The organism is Picosynechococcus sp. PCC 7003, assembly GCF_001693255.1.
GTDB lineage: Bacteria > Cyanobacteriota > Cyanobacteriia > Cyanobacteriales > MRBY01 > MRBY01.
The window spans coordinates 181,005-198,323 of the sequence record NZ_CP016474.1; the positions used below are offsets into that span (position 1 = coordinate 181,005).

The window sequence follows — 17,319 nt, forward strand, 5'->3', positions numbered from 1 at the left end:
AGGCACAGGCTAGATTTTCATTCCGTTAAAGCGCATTTTTACTCCCGTGGCGGGGGACAGGACTAACCCCTTGCGTTTGGCCGCGACGGGCATCTGATCCAACAGGGTTAAATCAGCTTGGGTGGCGATCGCCGCCAGACCTAGGCGCAACTCCACCATCGCTAAAGCTTCCCCGGCACAACGGCGCACACCGTCCCCAAAGGGCATAAATTCATAGGGCGTAAACTGCCGTTCCAGGAACCGTTCAGGGCGAAATTCTCTAGGGTTGGGATAGAGATCCGGGCGTTGGTGGAGCAGGTAAATTGACCCCATCAACACCGTGCCAGCCTCGATGGAATAATCGAGCAACTGGGTGGTGCTAACGGCTTGGCGAGCAAAGGTAAACATTGCCACGGGGTTAATGCGTAGGGTTTCATTACAAACCGCCGCCAGATAAGGTAAACGGTAAATATCCATCGGGTCAGGATTTTCACCCAAGGCTGTAATTTCGGCGCGGACTTTCGCCATTACCTCCGGGTGGGTCTGGAGCCAATAGGTCCCCCAGGCCATGGCGATCGCCGTGGTTTCGTGGCCCGCAAACAAGAGCAACATCAGCTCATCCCGCAATTGTTGATCGTCCATGGTGTTGCCTGCTTCGTCGGTGGCGGCCATTAGCAGGGACAAAATGTCAGTCCGCTCCGGGTCGGGATGGGCGCGGCGTTCCTGCAATTCGGCGTAGATCAACTCATCTAGGGCTTGGCGATCGCGGATGAAACTGCCCCAGGGACTCCAGGCCCCAAAGTCCTTTTGCAGCGATGTAAAAAAGAGAAAACTATTGGCGATGGGCGAGGTAAACCGATTCAAAATCTTGCGGGTCATCGCCATAATCGGTGCGTAGCGATCGCCCCCCTGCACCCCAAAGACCACTTCAATAATGGTGCGCAGGGTAATTTTTTGGGTGATATCCTGCATCTGGAAGGCTTGACCTGGCTTTAACTGGGACAACTCCTCCTTAATAATCTGGGTAATGAGCGCCCCATAGTTGTGCATCCGCGCCCCGTGAAACGCAGGCATGATCAGCTTTCTTTCTTGCCGATGGCGATCGCCACTCAAACTCACCAAAGACTGTTGGCCCACCAAGGGTTCAATAATGCCATTCAACTCCCCAGGGGCCGCGAAAGCTTGACTACTATTACTTAATAATTGCCGCATCGCCTCAGGGTGATAGGCCAAAACCAGGGGTTCGCTATAGCCCGCCGCTGGCATATAGGCGAGATCCGGCGCCAGGGCCGCCAAGCGGGTCAAATACCCCACAGGATTCAACAACGATTGTAATTTTTGCTGGAATTTGCCCGTAGATAAACGCGGAATAGACTTGAATTCAGTGGCGATCGCCATAGGTTTGACTCGATAGGGTTAAATACCTTGTTCCTTTATTGTTGCACTTTTAATCGGGGAACTAAACTTGCCCAAACCTCGCCTAGGCCAGAAATGATCAGAGTTTGACGGGATGCCACCGAAAATTTTTATAAAATTTCCTTATATAGAACCGAAACTATGACGATATTTCCTTGTATTGACTCTAGTCTATGGTGTTGCTAAACTCAGGCATAACAGCACAAGTTCAGGAGTAAACCCTTGATCCCTGCGACTCTCCACCAACTCAAGGTGTTTGAAACCACGGCTCGCCACGGTAGTTTTACCAAGGCAGCAGAGGAGTTATCAATCACCCAACCGACGGTTTCTGGACAAGTGAAACAACTGACCCAGACCATCGGTATGCCACTGTTTGAACATATTGGCCGCAAGCTATATCTCACAGAAGCAGGTGAGGAACTCCTAGCAACCTGCCAAGAAATCTTTGAACGGTTGGATAACTTTGAGATGAAGTTGGCAGCGCTGCAGGGAGCGAAACGGGGTCAACTCCGCCTTGGTGTGATCACGACAACTAAATATTTTGTGCCGCGTATCCTGGGGGAATTTTGCCAAGATTACCCAGATATCGATGTGTCTTTGCAGGTGATCAATCACCAACAACTCCATGATCGGATGGCGGATAATTTGGATGATCTCTATATCCTGAGTAATTTGCCCGATGATCTCGATGTCCATGCGAAGGCGTTTTTGGACAATCCGTTGGTGGTAGTAGCCCGCGCCGATCATCCCCTGGCACGCCAGAAAAATCTCCCTCTGTCTGTGTTGGACGGGGCAGATTTTGTCACGCGGGAAATGGGGTCGGGGACACGGCTCGCGGTCGAAAAGCTCCTGGCAGAACATGATGTATCGGTACAGGTGCGCCTGGAACTGGGGTCAAATGAGGCGATTAAACAGGCGATCGCCGGTGGCCTAGGGATTTCTGTCTTGTCCCGCCATACTTTGATCACGGAGCCTCCCCACGGCGAATTAACGGTCTTGGATGTGGAGCATTTTCCGATCCAGCGCCAGTGGTATGTCGCCTACCTCGCCGGGAAACAACTGTCGGTGATTGCCCAAGCCTTTTTGGAGTTTATGGTCCGGTCTAGCCAGAAAACTCTCGAAAATTCAGGGCGGCGATCGCTCGCTCTGCAACCCTAAAAGCTCAAGATTGTTGGGCCATTTCCCGTGCCTTTGGTAGGTCGAAGTTGGAAATTGCTCAACCAGTAACAAAGATGGGTCACCATCCCTCTTTACACTAAGCCAATTATTTCAGCGTCATCGTCATATGAATACTTTTTTCAGTCAGAGTGTCTGGCTTGTTCCCTGCTATCCTTTGCTGGGAATCGGTCTATCGGCACTATGGATGCCTAGCATCAGCCGAAAAACGGGGCCGCGGCCCGCAGGCTACGTCAATATGTTGCTTACTTTTATGGCCTTAGTCCATAGTTGCCTTGCCTTTATTGAAAGGTGGCAACAACCCGCCCTCAAACCATCACTGACTTGGCTCCAGGCGGCGGACTTGACCCTCAGCATCGACCTCGATATTTCCAGCATTACTATCGGGGCGCTGATTCTGATTGCTGGGATTAATTTACTCGCCCAACTCTATGCCGTGGCCTATTTAGAAATGGATTGGGGCTGGGCGAGATTTTTCGCGACCATGAGCTTGTTCGAAGCAGGGATGTGTGCCTTGGTGCTCTGCAACTCCCTCTTCTTCAGCTATGTGGTGCTCGAAATTCTGACCCTCGGTACCTATCTGTTGATTGGCTATTGGTTTAACCAGTCCCTCGTGGTAACGGGAGCCCGGGATGCGTTTTTGACAAAACGGGTCGGGGATCTTTTCCTACTGATGGGTGTGGTGGCCCTGTTGCCCCTCGCCGGAACTTGGAATTTTGATGGTCTGGCTGAATGGGCGGCGACGGCAGACCTTGATCCAACTTTGGCGACGCTGCTTTGTCTAACGTTAATTGCTGGGCCTTTAGGGAAATGTGCCCAATTTCCGCTGCACCTCTGGCTCGACGAAGCGATGGAAAGCCCTGTCCCCGCAACAGTGGTGCGGAATAGTCTCGTGGTCGGCACGGGGGCCTGGGTGCTAATTAAGTTGCAGCCGATTTTTGCCCTCTCGGATTTTGCCTCGACATTCATGATCGCGATTGGGGCAACGACGGCATTGGGGGCGGCCATGGTGGCGATCGCCCAGATTGATATCAAACGTTCTTTGTCCTATTCCGTCAGTGCCTACATGGGCATGGTCTTCATGGCGGTAGGTTCTCAACAGGATCAAACGACATTGGTATTGCTACTCACCTATGGCGTGGCGATGGCAATTTTGGTGATGGCCATTGGCGGTGTTGTGTTGATTAATATCAGCCAAGATTTAACCCAATATGGTGGTCTCTGGTCGCGGCGGCCGATTACGGGGATTTGTTACCTCGTCGGCGCGGCTTCCCTTGTTGCCTTACCGCCGTTTGGTGGATTTTGGAGCCTAGCCCAACTGACAACGAATTTTTGGAAAACGAGTCCGATTCTAGCGGTGATTCTGATTACGGTAAATGCTTTAACTTCCTTTAGCATCATGCGGGAGTTCGGCCTGATTTTTGGCGGTAAGCCGAAGCAGATGACTGTGCGATCGCCAGAAGGATTGTGGGCTTTGGTCTTACCGATGGTCATTTTGGCAGGTTTTGCCCTCCATAGTCCTCTGATTCTGGCCAAGCTAGACTTTCTTCCCGATTGGCAACAGTTAAATCTCCCCCTAACGGCGGCATTGGTGTTATCCACGGTCACCGGGGCTGGTCTCTCAATGTATCTCTATTTGAGTGATCAAGTTAGTAAGCCCATTCACTTGGTGCCGGAGCCGATTCGAGAACTGCTTGCTAAGGATTTATACACTGCGGAATTGTATAAAAATACCGTTATTCTCGCGGTGGCTTTTGTTTCAAAAATCATTGACTGGCTAGACCGCTATTTTGTCGATGGTGTAATTAATTTTCTCGGTTTAGCAACTCTCTTTGGGGGGCAAACCTTGAAATATAACAACTCTGGTCAAAGTCAATCCTATGCCCTCTCGATTGTGGCCGGTATTCTCCTCTTTATTGCCGCTTTATCGTATCCTTTGCTGAAGCATTGGCAATTCTAAACGGTAATACGTTAACGATTTTCGCTGAAATATTTATGACCTTCTTCGAAAGATTATGCTGAGTTTCTTATTGTTCTTACCGCTCGTTGGAATTGGGGCGATCGCCCTTTTTCCCAGACCGCTGACCCGGATTGTGGCGACGGTGTTTACGGTTGTCACCCTGGCGATCAGTAGTGGGTTATTGATTAACCTCAACCTCCAAGATGCCGGTATGCAATATACCGAATTCCATAATTGGTTAAGCATTCTGGGCCTTAACTACAACCTCGGTGTGGACGGTTTATCGTTACCGCTGATTGTCTTAAATAGTTTGCTGACGCTAGTGGCGATCTACAGCATTGGTGAAAACAACCACCGCCCGAAGCTTTATTACTCTCTCATTTTGTTAATTAATAGTGGGATTACTGGGGCCTTGATTGCCAATAATCTGTTGCTCTTTTTCCTCTTTTATGAAATTGAGTTGATTCCTTTCTATTTACTAATTGCCATTTGGGGCGGCGAGAAAAAGGGCTATGCTTCGACTAAATTTTTGATCTACACTGCCATTTCTGGACTCTGTGTGCTGGCGGCATTTTTAGGGATTGTGTGGCTCAGTCAATCTTCTAATTTTGACTTTGAGAATTTAACCCTAGAAAATCTTGAATTTAATACCAAGGTAATCCTACTCACGATTTTATTAATTGGCTTTGGGATCAAAATTCCCCTCGTTCCCCTACATACCTGGCTGCCAGACGCCTATGTGGAAGCAAATCCAGCAGTAACAGTTCTATTAGGCGGTGTTTTCGCCAAGTTAGGCACCTACGGTTTGGTGCGCTTCGGTTTGCAACTGTTCCCGGATGTCTGGTCTACGGTTTCCCCTGCCCTCGCGGTTATTGGTACGGTGAGTGTGATGTATGGTTCTCTCGCGGCGATCGCCCAACGGGATCTCAAGCGGATGGTGGCCTACAGTTCCATCGGTCACATGGGCTATATCTTGGTTTCGACCGCAGCCGGGACAGAGTTAAGCTTGCTCGGTGCGGTGGCGCAAATGATTAGCCATAGTTTGATTTTGGCGCTGTTGTTCCACCTCGTTGGCATTATCGAGCGCAAAGTTGGCACCCGGGATCTGGATGTGTTGAATGGCTTGATGAATCCGGTGCGTGGGTTGCCCCTCACCAGTAGCCTCCTGATTTTGGCGGGGATGGCCAGTGCGGGAATTCCTGGCTTAGTCGGTTTCGTGGCAGAATTTCTCGTGTTCCAAGGCAGCTTTAGCCGTTTCCCGATTCCGACGCTGTTCTGCATTATTGCGTCTGGTTTAACGGCGGTTTACTTCGTGATTTTGCTCAACCGCACCTGTTTTGGTCGCCTCGACAGTCACACCGCCTACTACCCCAAAGTTTTTGCCAGTGAAAAAATTCCGGCGATCGCCCTAACGGTTATTATCCTTTTCCTCGGCTTACAACCCGCCTGGCTCACCCGTTGGATTGAACCGACAACCAGTCAATTCATTGCTGCTATTCCCACGGTTCAGACCATTGCCTTAAACCCGGCTGAATTGTCGAAAGCACCCTAGTAAATCGGCGTTTTTTGACCCATTCGTCCAGCATTTTCTTAAGGAACAAAGCACTATGATCACCACGAAAATTCCCCCCTCAACCCATCCCCATGCCGATGTGATCCATCGCCTCGAAGCCGGGGGGTCGATGTTGCCCGACACTCCCGAAAATCTGATGCAAATTATCGGCATCTATAAAGCCTATGCCGTGCCGATGGATTTCTACTGGCGGGATCTTCTCTACATTGCCGAACAGGTCTTTCTTGAACCCTTCCGCTTCTTTAAATACTTCATTTCCGATGAATATTTAGAGCGGCAAAACCATTACGCGGGCGACCAAGCTGATCTCCGCATTTGGCGCGGCACCGGTTCGGCCCACCCGGAACTTTTGGAATTTATGAAAAAAGGGGAAACCTTCAAAGCCCCCAAACTATTCCACCATCTTTTCCATGACCGGATTAACATGGAATTCGCCGAAGCCTGTATGCAGGCGATGTTGTGGCACGGGCGGGACATGGGTATGGGGCAGTTCGACGCTTACCTCGATTCCGACGAATACAAAGCCAACGCCGACCGCGCGATCAAAGCCTACTTCAAGAAAAATCCGGTCATGTTGGGTCTCTATAAACTCTTCCCCGATATGTTCCTGGAGCAGGTGCGCGAACTCTCCTACTACGCTAACCTCGGCCTTTTTTGGGAGGTGATGGCGCCCGTCTTCTTTGAAATGTCTGATATCTACGATGAAGGCGGATTTAAAGGCGTACCCGATGCGATGAATTTCTTGGTGAATGGGATTTTTGCGATCGCCGGCCGACCCATTTACCACCACGTCTATATCGACGGCGAATGTTTTGAAATTATTCCCAAATCCAAAGGGTTTACCTGGCTCTATGAAGCCGCTTTACCCTACGTCGAAGCCGTGTTTTATCGCACCGCCCCTTTCCGGGGCACCAAATCCTACAATGCCCAGGCCCATGAAGTGCCCGACGCACAAAAGGATTTCCATTACGGCATTCTGTACGCGGATGTGTTTCCCGTAGGGACGGCCGGAATTCCGCCGACATTGCTCATGGATGATATGTATCACTTCCTGCCCCAATATCTGAAGGATTACTACAAAGAACACTGCCGGGGCGAGGATGATGAACTGATTCAATTGGGGATTACGTTCCAACGGTCGATGTATAACGTCACCTCTGCGGTGATTCAAGCCTTACGGACGGCATTGTTGTATCCCCTTGATGATCCCAATCCGAAACATTTACAGAAAAACCGCGAATTTTTTGAAGCCCAAATGGATCGGTTTCTCCGGCCAGAAGCCCGCTTACGGGACATTCAAAACGCAGAATATCGTTAATCTATTTGAAATTTCTTTTATTCATTCAATCGGAGCTTAAGTAATGGCAAGTATTGTGGATATTGCGGTTAATAATGAGGGTTTTTCGACCCTCGTTGCTGCTGTACAAGCCGCAGGTTTAGTGGAAACCTTAGCCGGAGAAGGGGACTTTACGGTGTTTGCGCCCAATGATGATGCGTTTGCGAAGCTACCGCCCGGCACGGTGCAAACCCTGGTGCAAAATCCGCCCCAGTTAGCGCGCATTCTCACTTACCATGTCGCTGCGGGACGATTGACCAAGGACGATTTAATCAAACTTGGGGAAGTAAAATCCATCGAAGGTTCTCCCATTCCAATTAATGGCGAGGATAATTTTGAGGTCAAAAATGCGACGGTTTTAGCGGCGGATATCGAAGCTGACAACGGCATTATTCATGTGATTGATAATGTCATTTTGATGGGCTGATTTTTGTCTCATTATTCCCAACAGTAGAGGTTTCCCATGGGAAACCCCTACAAATTTTTTGCTTGAATTGAACAATCTATGGCGTGGTAATTGCAGCCAATTTCTCTTCGTATTGTTGCAGGTCTAACGCCCCAGAGAAGGTTTCAAATTTCCCAGTTTCGGTCGAAGCTAAAACAAAGAAGGGAGTGCCATTGAGACCAAGCTGTTGAGCCAGTTCTAAATCTTTTTGGATGGCAGGTTGGGCATTTTGGCGATCGCCTTCAAACTTTGCCATATCTAAGCCCAGATTTTCCGCAATTTCTTGGTAAAGTTCCTCCCCAAGGCGGTCTTGATTCTCAAAAAGCTGATCATGGTATTCCCAGAATTTCCCCTGTTGTTGGGCCGCCCAGGATGCCTCTGCTGCGGCGATCGCTTGGGGATGAATTTGGGCGAGGGGTAGATGCTTATAAGCGAGGGTGACCGTATCGCTATTTTGGGCCATGAATGTTTTTAAGGTGTCGTGGGCGCGGGCACAGAACGGACATTCAAAGTCAGAAAACTCGATCAGCACCACTTTTAAATCCTCAGCACCCAAGGTCGGCGCATCACCGATTACCGTCTGTGGCTCCGTCAAGACCTGCTGTTTAAAATCCTCAGCCGCCTTTTGTTGTTCTTCCTGTTGGGCCTGTTGCTGGGAGAGTTGGTAGTTTTGTACCGCATCAATCAATACTTGCGGGTTATCCCGAATCACTTGGAGGATTTGCGCTTCTAGTTCCGGATCGACATTGACATCCGCCTGGGCTGTCTCTTGATCACCATTGCAACCCCAAAGACTTAAACCAAGGCAAAGGGCAGAAAAAAGGGCAAGCATTTTTCGGGAAAAACCTTGCCGCACAGATAACGAAAGAATCATTAGATCTTCAATGAAAATTGCGCTTCTAGTCTAGCTAAAAGAGAACCTGTTTTAGGGCAGCCAACAGGAGTGTGACATTTTCCTTGCGGGCGTTATAACCCATCAAGCCAACGCGCCAAACCTTACCCGCCAGATCACCGAGACCACCAGCGATTTCGATGTTGTACTCCTTCATCAACTGGGCAGCGACGGCGACACCATCAACTCCATCGGGAATGCGTACCGTGGTGAGGGTCGGCAGACGAATTTCACGATCCACGTGGCACTGGAGCCCCATATCTTCGAGGCCAGCCCAGAGGAGATCTGCTGCGTCCTGGTGCCGTTGCCAACGGGCTTCTAAGCCTTCCTCGGCGACGAGCATTAAGGCCTCCCGGAGCGCATAGTTCATATTCACCGGGGCCGTATGGTGATAAACCCGTTTGCCGGTACCCCAATATTTGCTGACCATGGACATATCCAAATACCAGTTTTTCACCGGCGTTTTGCGATTGGTGAGAATATCCAAAGCTCTGGGGCTGAGGGTCAGGGGGCCAAGGCCAGGGGGGCAAGCAAGGGCTTTTTGAGTGCCGCTGTAGGCCAGATCAACGCCCCATTCATCGAGGAATAAGGGCACACCGCTTAAGCTGGTGACGGTATCGATCAAGAGCATGGTGCCGTGCTTTTCACAGACTTCCTTTACGCCTTCGAGGGGTTGTCTCGCGCCTGTGGAGGTTTCGGCGTGGACGAGGGCCAGAATTTTGGGTTCGTGTTGGGCGACGGCGGCAGAGATTTCCTCTAGGGTGAAAGCGTTACCCCAAGCGGTGGAAAAAGTATGCACCTCGGCGTCGTAGCGGCTAGCCATATCCACGAGGCGATGGCCGAAGTAACCATTGATGCCGATCAGGACTTTGTCGCCGGGTTCGACCATGTTGGCGAGGGTGGCTTCCATGGCGGCACTGCCAGTACCACTAACGGAAATTGTAAAGGGGTTTGCCGTCTGCCAGGTATAGCGGAGGAGATCCTTCACATCCTCCATAATTTCGAGGTATTTGGGATCGAGGTGACCGATGGGGGGCATCGCCAGGGCGGCTAAAACCCTGGGGTGGGCATTGGAGGGGCCAGGGCCAAGGAGCAGTCGGGGCGGTAGATCGAGTTGTTTTGCGGGTTTACGGTAGGTCTCTTGGATGGTGGGGCGATCGCTCATGGATAATTAAGCTCTAAGGACTGTATTTAATCAGATTTTTATCAGGTTCAATTTTCCCATATTGTCGGGGCCATCCAGCGAGGGGAGCCTAATTTTTAAGGAACTTAAACTTTAAAAATATTTAATTGTTCCGACACCCTTTGGGGATCTTCTGGCGTGGTAGTGGTTATTTTCTTGGGGATGCCTTTGCGTAGACCGACGGCAATTTTACTGTGCTTTTCGATTTGGGTCATGACTTGCTTGGCGCGCTGGATCACACTCTTGGGTAAACCAGCTAAACGACCAGCTTCAATCCCGTAGGAACGGTCCGCACCACCGGGTCTGACTTGATGTAAAAAGATGATTTCTTCGGGCATTTCTTGAACCGTCACTTGATAATTAGCGACATTTTCTAACAATGAAGCTAATTCATTTAATTCGTGATAGTGGGTGGCAAAAATTGTTTTTGCTTTGATTTCTGTAGCGAGATATTCTGATACCGACCAGGCGATGGAAAGCCCGTCAAATGTGGCGGTTCCCCGGCCAATTTCATCGATTAAAACGAGGGATTTTTCAGTGGCATGGTTCAAGATATTGGCGGTTTCATTCATTTCCACCATAAAAGTCGATTGGCCCGTAGCCAGATCATCGACAGCGCCGACCCGGGTAAAAATGCGATCACAAATAGGAATCACGGCAGTTTGGGCGGGGACAAAGCTGCCGACCTGGGCCATCAGTTGAATGAGGCCCGTTTGCCGCAGGTAACAACTTTTGCCGCTGGCGTTGGGGCCGGTAAGAATAATTAAATCGGGATAGGAATTTTGGGTGCGACCGAGGTAGGTGGAGTTGGGCACAAACAGACCCATCCCCAGGGATTTTTCCACAACAGGGTGGCGACCCGCTTCGATTTCTAGGGTTTTCTCGGTGGTAATTTCGGGACGGCAATAGCCTTGGTAGACAGCGGTTTCCGCGAAGCTCGTCAGGACATCCAGGGCGGCGATCGCCTTGGCAGTAGTGCGAATTTGGTCGGTATGTTCGGCCACCTTGGCGCGGAGGGTGGTAAAGATTTCGTATTCCAGGCTGCAAATGTCGTCCTTGGCGGTGAGGATACGGCTTTCTCGTTCCTTTAGCTCCGGCGTGATGTAGCGTTCTTCGTTGGCGAGGGTTTGTTTGCGCAGGTATTCGTCGGGGGCTTTGTCCGCCTGGGAGCGAGGCAAACTAATGTAGTAGCCGAAGGTCTTGTTATAACCCACCTTGAGCTTACTCACCCCGGTGCGTTCCCGTTCAGTAACTTCCAAATTCGCTAGCCATTCCCGGTCTTCTACCTGGGAGCGCCGCAGAAAATCGAGGTTTTCGTCCATCCCATCCCGGATTAAACCTCCTTCCTTTATATGAATCGGCGGCGAATCCACCAGATATTGCAAAACGTGTTTGCCTAGGGCTTCCAATTCTGGCGGGAATTTCTTCACGGCCTGGAGGTAAGGCGATCGCCCCTCGGCGGCCAATTCTGCAAGGTAAGTTAATTTCGTTAAGGATTCCGCTAAAGCGTATAAATCGCGGGCATTGGCACTACCGGAGCCAATTCTCCCGGCGATGCGCTCTAAATCGTAGATTTGCTTCAGGAGTTGTCGGATATCTTGGCGGAGGTTTGTATTTTCTACCAGTTCCGCCACGGAATCTAACCGTTTGGCGATCGCCTTAGGATCGAGCAAAGGTTGCAGCAACCAACGGCGCAGGGCGCGGCCTCCCATATTCGTACAGGTCACATCCAGCGCCCAGAGTAGAGAACCGTAAAAGCTCCCATCCCGCACCGTTTGGGTAATTTCCAGGTTTCGTCTCGTCTGGTGATCCAGTTGTAAAAAGGCGTCGATGCTGTAGGTTTTTAGGCTTTCAAAGGGGACTTTGTAGGCCTGCTGGGTTTCCTCCACATAGGCCAAGAGTCCCCCCGCCGCCCGCACCGCTAAGGGTAAATGTTCACAGCCGACCCCCTCCAGGGAACGCCATTGGAAGGTCATCAAGAGCTTGGGTTTCGCCTCGTTGAGGTCAAATTCCCTGGGCGATCGCAACGCATAGCAAAACTCCGATGGCAGACATTCGGGCAGGTGGGTTTGTAATAATTTTTGGCGATCGCCGGGGCGCATCAAACGGTTTAAATCCGGTGCGTCAGTGGGATAGAGCACTTCCGAAGGTTGCAAACGCAGGAGTTCCAGGTTCAAGGCCGCTAAATCCTGGGCTTGGGTCGTACAAAATTCCCCGGTGGAGATGTCCGCATAGGCCAAACCCCAATGGTTACCAGCGATCACCACCGCTGCGAGGTAATTATTTTGCCGCGCCCGCAACATCCCGTCATCGGTGAGGGTGCCGGGGGTGAGAACCTTTTGCACTTCCCGTCGCACCATTCGTTTTTCCGCGTGGGCGGTGGCGGCGTCTTCTACTTGGTCACAAATGACGACCCCATAGCCTTTTTCTAAAAGCTGGGTGCTGTAACGTTCCAGGGCATGGTGGGGCACCCCTGTCATCGGCACGCGGCCAATGCCTTTACCGGATTCTTTACTGGTGCAGACCAACTCTAATTCACGGGAAACGGTGATCGCATCCATAAAAAAGCACTCGAAAAAGTCCCCCACCCGGTAGAGCAAAATATTGTTGGGATACTTATCCTTAAGATCTGCATAGTGCTGCATCATCGGTGTGAGAAGTTCCCGATTGAGCTGGCGATAATCTGCGTTGGGAATTTCTTCGGCGCTGGGGTTACGGTTGGCAGCAGGCATGAAACTTGGCTTCAGTCACGGACAAGTATTCTATCTTAGCGGCGATCGCCTTTTTCCTCGGCGAGCCTTCTCAAAGATCACGGTAAAACAGCCTGGGCCATGGATTTTAGGCAAGATATTCGGCTAATTTTTCTTCGAGTTTGGCGATCGCCATGCGGGGAGAGAAACGGGGTAGTTCCCTTTCTTTGTTATTTTCCAGCACACACAAAACCGGAATTTCATATTGGTAGCGCGCAAACCATTGGGGATTTGTCGTAATGTCGCGCATTTCGAGCTGGAACTGGACTTTAGTTACCTGGGCTAACTTTTCTTCAAGACCTTCGCAGAGGTGGCAACCGGGCTTACTGTAAAAAATGATCTGCTTCACCATGCTGTTTGCAACAAAAATGTTTAAGAATTAAGAATATTTAAGAAGGATAAAGATCCAATGAGAAATGTAGAGAATTTCCAAGGTTATCCCATTATTTTCTCTGTCTGTCCTTGATAATTATTTCAGCATTTAAAGCGGATTGATAGCCTAAATCCAGATTGCATCAAATTGCATCATCAGGAAATTGCTGCTAAGTTACCGATTTTGTAGGGAATAGGGTAGCAAATTCAATCAAGAAGCATGGAGAACTAACACATGAATCCCCTATTAGAAACCATTGAACGTGTCTTTTCTTCGGGCACCCTAACCATGCAGGATGCCATGGTGATCAATCAATGGCTCTGGCAAACCCCCATGAACGACGCCCTGTACCAGGCTCTAGACAAACTCCTTCAAGGAATCGAAAGTGGTTATATTGCAGTACTCGGCACTTAAACTTCAGTCGCATATTTGAACATCAGGCGATCGCCCCTAAATCTAAAAGGCAAAGATAAGGCCCCATCTAGGCAGCGATCTATCGTTCCCTCTGAATTTTTTAGAAAGTAGGTCGGGTGAATTCCCGGTTCACAAAGCCAATTTCTAAAAGTTGTTGGTAAGCTTTTTCGCCGAGGTCACTGGCAGGACTTTGGGAGCGGATCACTTGGATGAGGAGGGGCACTGCCAATTCTGGTTTTTCTTGCACACGGTGAACGAGGGCCAAACGGTAGGTTGCGGTGTCGCGCATTTCCCCGGCGGTGATCGCCGAACGGCGTTCTGCATCATACACAGCATTGTCTAAACCTTGGAAACTGTTAGCCAGGTCTAGGTGAAAATTAGAAAGCTGATTATAAACTTGGCGTGCTTCCTGGAGCTTGGCGACGGCCACTTCGTAATCTTTGGCAGAAATGGCGGCGATCGCCTCATCCATCACCTGGGAAGCCCCGGACATACTGAGGATGCTGCTCTGGAGGGGACGGAGTTCGCTGCTACTCCCTTGGACGGCCTCAGGCTGCGCCGAAACAGAGGGCATAATGGCCAAGGAACACCCCATTGCCAAACTAGCGAGTGGAATCAAACGGTCGATAAAATTCATAATGTTCGTCAAGTCTTGTTTTGACACAGTAACAGTATTGATTATGTTGTATATCTTGATCCCACAATGGGAACAGACAAGGAGAGTTTAGGCCTATGGCAAGCCCAGGGGGGACACCACAGCAACAAGGTCTTATTTTACAACGGGGACATACGGAACTTTTACTTCATCAGTTAGAGGATCGTCTCCTGGTGGCATTTCGCAGTTCTGATGTGGATCTTCTCGATATTGTTCCAGGATTAATGTATCGTCCCTTACCATCGGGCCAGCCCAATACGTTATTCGAAGAAATTCTGGTACCGCCGGAAGATTTTTCCGCCTCCCTCAGAGCCGCGCGCCAACATCCCGACATTCTCTTTGCTTACCCGGTTTATCAGTTGGCAGATTCGGTAGAAGGGTTTGTTTATCTCACCCAGCAAATCACCCTCCAATTTGCTCCGGATATTTCCCCAGCAGCCCAAAAAGCCATTGGCGATCGCCACCACCTCAAACAACTTCGTCCGCTTTTGGGCGCCGATCAAACCTTTGTTTATGAACTAACGGCGCACACCGACCACAATCCCCTCCAACTCACCCAGGATCTACAACAGGATCTAGCCATCACCCTGGCTGAACCAAATGTCTTGCTTCCCCTCGCGGTGCGGGAAATGCCCTTTGCGCCGAATCCCCAAGGCCGCCACTGGTACCTAGACGCCATTCAAGCCCCCCAAGCTTGGCAAATGACCAAAGGCGATCGCCAAACAACCATTGCCGTGTTGGCCCCTGACCTTGATTTAGAAAATTCTGCCGAGCCAACCGCTGCAACAAGCGAAACTCCCTATGGTGCTATTCCAGAAATTCGACCCACGACCTGGGGAAATACCATCGCCCAGTTGGCCATTGATGTCGCCCCAGAATGCACCCTGCTGCTCCTGCAACTGCCCCAGTATTTAGATGACGAACTCCTCGAAAAAGTCCTAGACGCGGCGATCGCCCAGGGGGCAGCCGTGATTCTCTTGGCTTGGCAACTGGCGGCGATTAATACGCCCCTCTCCCTGCGGCAAAGTTTAGCCCTACAGCGGGCCGCTACCCAGGGAAACCGGGGTCAAGGTTGTCTCTTGGTCACTGGGGCCGGGGATGCCAATCGACCCTTAGCCGGAATCATTTATGAACGTCACTGGCCGAACCAACTGTTCCAGGGGCCGACCGCTTGGCTCGATGGGCAGGGCAATCATCCAGCGGTACTGACAGCTAGTGCTTGTACTGGGACAAATAAAAAGGCGAGCTATAGCAGTTGGGGAGAAGCAGTTAGCCTTTGTGGGCCAACAAATCCAGGCACACCAACCCTCTGGCTGCCAGAACAAGGCATGGTCGCCGTCCCCCCAGAGATTACTGATGATTTTGGGGCAGAAGTGGATTTGGTTGAGGCGTTAAATCAGCAGGGCTGTACCTTGGAAGCCGCTGCTTTGGTGGCGGGAGTCGCGGCGTTGGTCTGGTCAGTGAATCCGAAGCTAACGGGGTGGGCCGTGCGGGATATTTTACAAACCACAGCAGAAAAAATTGTCGATTTAAGCGGCGATCGCCAATTGCAGTTAACCTTGGGCACCTACGACGCCCAGGGCCATTCCCAATGGTTTGGTTACGGTCGTGTGAATGCCTTGGCAGCGGTTGCCCTAGCCAGCGGCAATCAGCCGGCTTAACGGGATAAAGAATGCTGCCCTTTCTTGTGAAATTGAGCTAGAAGCCAACAATGGGACTTGAACCCACGACCTACGCATTACGAATGCGTTGCTCTACCGACTGAGCTATGTTGGCGCTTTTGCGAGAATTTATTGTACTACATTTTTCTGCTGCGCTTGGGGAAAATTTTACGGTGATTGGTGCATGAGTTGAGCTAGTTTTTGCTTAAGGCGTCTGGCTTCGGCGGGATTTTGGGTTTCGTGGAGGGCGATCGCCTGTTTAAAGAATTTTTGGCTCTCGGCGGTTTGGCCAATGCGGAACAGAAGCGCGGCGAGATTTTGGTGCGCCCAAGGATTGAGGGGATTTAATTTTAAAGATTTTTCGTAGGCCTCAATGGCTTTACCCACCTGACCCAGGGTTTTGTAGGCTAGACCGAGGTTGTAGTAACCAGGAGCAAAGGTCGGATCGATTTTTAAGGTGAGCTGATGTTGGGCGATCGCCGCGTCGGGTTTGCCGAGGGTCTGCAAAAGAGCGCCTAGGTTATGGTAGGCTCCGATTTTTAACTTGTCTTGGAGGGGCTGCTCTCCGGCCAGTTGATAATGCTTGATTGCTTTTTCGGGTTCGTGGTTCTGGCGAAAGGCATTGCCCAGGTGGTAATGCAACTCATAGCGGAGGTTGGCACTTTCGTTGGCGCTATATTTTAAACCCTGCTTGAGAATCTTGAGGGCCTGTTTTGGTAAACCTTCTCCCAGGTAAATGCCCCCTAATTTACTGCACACATAGGGGTCATTGGGATGGTCTTTGTAATAGGTCTCCATCGCCAATTTTGCCCGGGTACTCTTTTCTAATTTGGCGATCGCCGCCCGTTGATAGCCCGTATGGAAAATGGCCACCTGGGGCAACTCTGTGATCTGCCATTGGGGTTCTGTGGCCAACAAAGTTTGCACGCTGTCATCGATCATCGCGTGGTAGGGCCGCGAAAATCCGAGGGAGGGGTGGCGACGAAATAACCGGGACACCAGGGAATAGGGGGATTGACTCGCACCAATTTCATAGCGAAGTAAGTTGACCACCAAAGTATCTGGCTTGGCGATCGCCGCTTCGATGGCCGGAATAACTTTCGGATTTAGGGTCTCATCGGCATCTAAAACCAAGACCCATTCTTTCGTTACCAGCTTGAGGGCTTCGTTCCGGGCCGCTGCAAAATCTTGATTCCAGTCAAAGTGGCCCACCGTCGCGCCAAATTCTTTGGCGATCGCCACCGTTTCATCCGTTGAACCCGTATCAAGGATCGCGATTTCCCCCACGAAATCCCGCACACTCTTAAGACAATCTCCCAGGGCGTCCGCTTCATTCTTTACGATCATGCACAAACTCAAGCGATCTTTCATGGCGGCCACTGGTTTACGTCCCAAACTCAATACAACATTCAGGCAAATTGTACCGGAAAGTGCTTCACCCTCTCTCCCCATTTCCAGGCAAAAAAATAAGGGAGTTACCTCCCCTTGGTGAATCTTAAAATTATT

Annotated in this window: 14 protein-coding genes and 1 tRNA gene; 7 read left to right on the top strand and 8 right to left on the bottom strand. The window is 50.6% G+C overall.

The genetic code is table 11. The features are described 5' to 3' along the window. Positions 1–9 precede the first annotated feature (9 nt). Positions 10–1,377, bottom strand: coding sequence for a cytochrome P450 (locus AWQ21_RS00865; protein ID WP_065712912.1), 1,368 nt, complete (start codon positions 1,375–1,377; stop codon positions 10–12). A gap of 240 nt (positions 1,378–1,617) precedes the next feature. Here AWQ21_RS00865 and AWQ21_RS00870 point away from each other — a divergent pair, with 240 nt between their 5' ends. The 5 genes from AWQ21_RS00870 to AWQ21_RS00890 all read left to right on the top strand — a co-directional run bounded on the left by AWQ21_RS00870 (position 1,618) and on the right by AWQ21_RS00890 (position 7,867). Continuing rightward, positions 1,618–2,553 carry a LysR family transcriptional regulator gene (locus tag AWQ21_RS00870; RefSeq protein WP_065712913.1) on the top strand — a complete coding sequence of 312 codons (936 nt, stop codon included), beginning with the start codon at positions 1,618–1,620 and terminating at the stop codon, positions 2,551–2,553. A 127-nt stretch (positions 2,554–2,680) separates the two neighbouring features. Beyond that, complete coding sequence (locus tag AWQ21_RS00875) at positions 2,681–4,531, top strand: NAD(P)H-quinone oxidoreductase subunit F (protein WP_065712914.1); 1,851 nt, start codon at positions 2,681–2,683, stop codon at positions 4,529–4,531. Between the two features lie 55 nt (positions 4,532–4,586). Continuing rightward, the gene (locus AWQ21_RS00880) at positions 4,587–6,083 is read left to right on the top strand and encodes an NADH-quinone oxidoreductase subunit M (protein ID WP_065712915.1); all 1,497 of its coding nucleotides are present in this window, start codon (positions 4,587–4,589) and stop codon (positions 6,081–6,083) included. Between the two features lie 55 nt (positions 6,084–6,138). Continuing rightward, entirely contained in the window at positions 6,139–7,422 is a 1,284-nt protein-coding gene (locus AWQ21_RS00885; RefSeq protein WP_065712916.1) for a CO2 hydration protein, read from the top strand. 43 nt (positions 7,423–7,465) lie between these two features. Further along, positions 7,466–7,867, top strand: a complete 402-nt coding sequence (locus tag AWQ21_RS00890) for a fasciclin domain-containing protein (RefSeq protein ID WP_065712917.1) — start codon at positions 7,466–7,468, stop codon at positions 7,865–7,867. A gap of 76 nt (positions 7,868–7,943) precedes the next feature. On the opposite strand, the gene AWQ21_RS00895 is transcribed toward AWQ21_RS00890, so the two are convergent. From AWQ21_RS00895 to AWQ21_RS00910, 4 genes are all read right to left on the bottom strand, one after another. Next, entirely contained in the window at positions 7,944–8,759 is an 816-nt protein-coding gene (locus tag AWQ21_RS00895) for a thioredoxin domain-containing protein (protein WP_065712918.1), read from the bottom strand. Positions 8,760–8,793: 34 nt separating this feature from the next. Further along, entirely contained in the window at positions 8,794–9,942 is a 1,149-nt protein-coding gene (locus AWQ21_RS00900; protein ID WP_065712919.1) for an alanine--glyoxylate aminotransferase family protein, read from the bottom strand. 104 nt (positions 9,943–10,046) lie between these two features. Beyond that, positions 10,047–12,692, bottom strand: a complete 2,646-nt coding sequence (mutS, locus tag AWQ21_RS00905; RefSeq protein WP_065712920.1) for a DNA mismatch repair protein MutS — start codon at positions 12,690–12,692, stop codon at positions 10,047–10,049. A 106-nt stretch (positions 12,693–12,798) separates the two neighbouring features. Continuing rightward, a complete protein-coding gene (locus tag AWQ21_RS00910) occupies positions 12,799–13,062 on the bottom strand; it encodes a glutaredoxin family protein (protein WP_065712921.1) in 264 nt (87 codons plus the stop codon). A gap of 255 nt (positions 13,063–13,317) precedes the next feature. Here AWQ21_RS00910 and AWQ21_RS00915 point away from each other — a divergent pair, with 255 nt between their 5' ends. Next, positions 13,318–13,497 (top strand): hypothetical protein, encoded by a 180-nt coding sequence (locus tag AWQ21_RS00915; protein ID WP_065712922.1) that lies wholly within the window; start codon positions 13,318–13,320, stop codon positions 13,495–13,497. Positions 13,498–13,597: 100 nt separating this feature from the next. Here the strand turns inward: AWQ21_RS00915 and AWQ21_RS00920 are convergent, their stop codons facing one another. Next, on the bottom strand, positions 13,598–14,134 hold the full coding sequence (locus tag AWQ21_RS00920) for a hypothetical protein (RefSeq protein WP_065712923.1): 537 nt from the start codon (positions 14,132–14,134) through the stop codon (positions 13,598–13,600). Between the two features lie 95 nt (positions 14,135–14,229). On the opposite strand from AWQ21_RS00920, the gene AWQ21_RS00925 reads away from it, so the two are divergent. Next, positions 14,230–15,813 carry a S8 family serine peptidase gene (locus tag AWQ21_RS00925; RefSeq protein WP_065712924.1) on the top strand — a complete coding sequence of 528 codons (1,584 nt, stop codon included), beginning with the start codon at positions 14,230–14,232 and terminating at the stop codon, positions 15,811–15,813. A 42-nt stretch (positions 15,814–15,855) separates the two neighbouring features. Here AWQ21_RS00925 and AWQ21_RS00930 read toward each other — a convergent pair. Further along, positions 15,856–15,928 (bottom strand) — tRNA-Thr (locus AWQ21_RS00930). Positions 15,929–15,981: 53 nt separating this feature from the next. Next, positions 15,982–17,184, bottom strand: coding sequence for a glycosyltransferase (locus tag AWQ21_RS00935; RefSeq protein ID WP_065712925.1), 1,203 nt, complete (start codon positions 17,182–17,184; stop codon positions 15,982–15,984). Positions 17,185–17,319 lie beyond the last annotated feature (135 nt).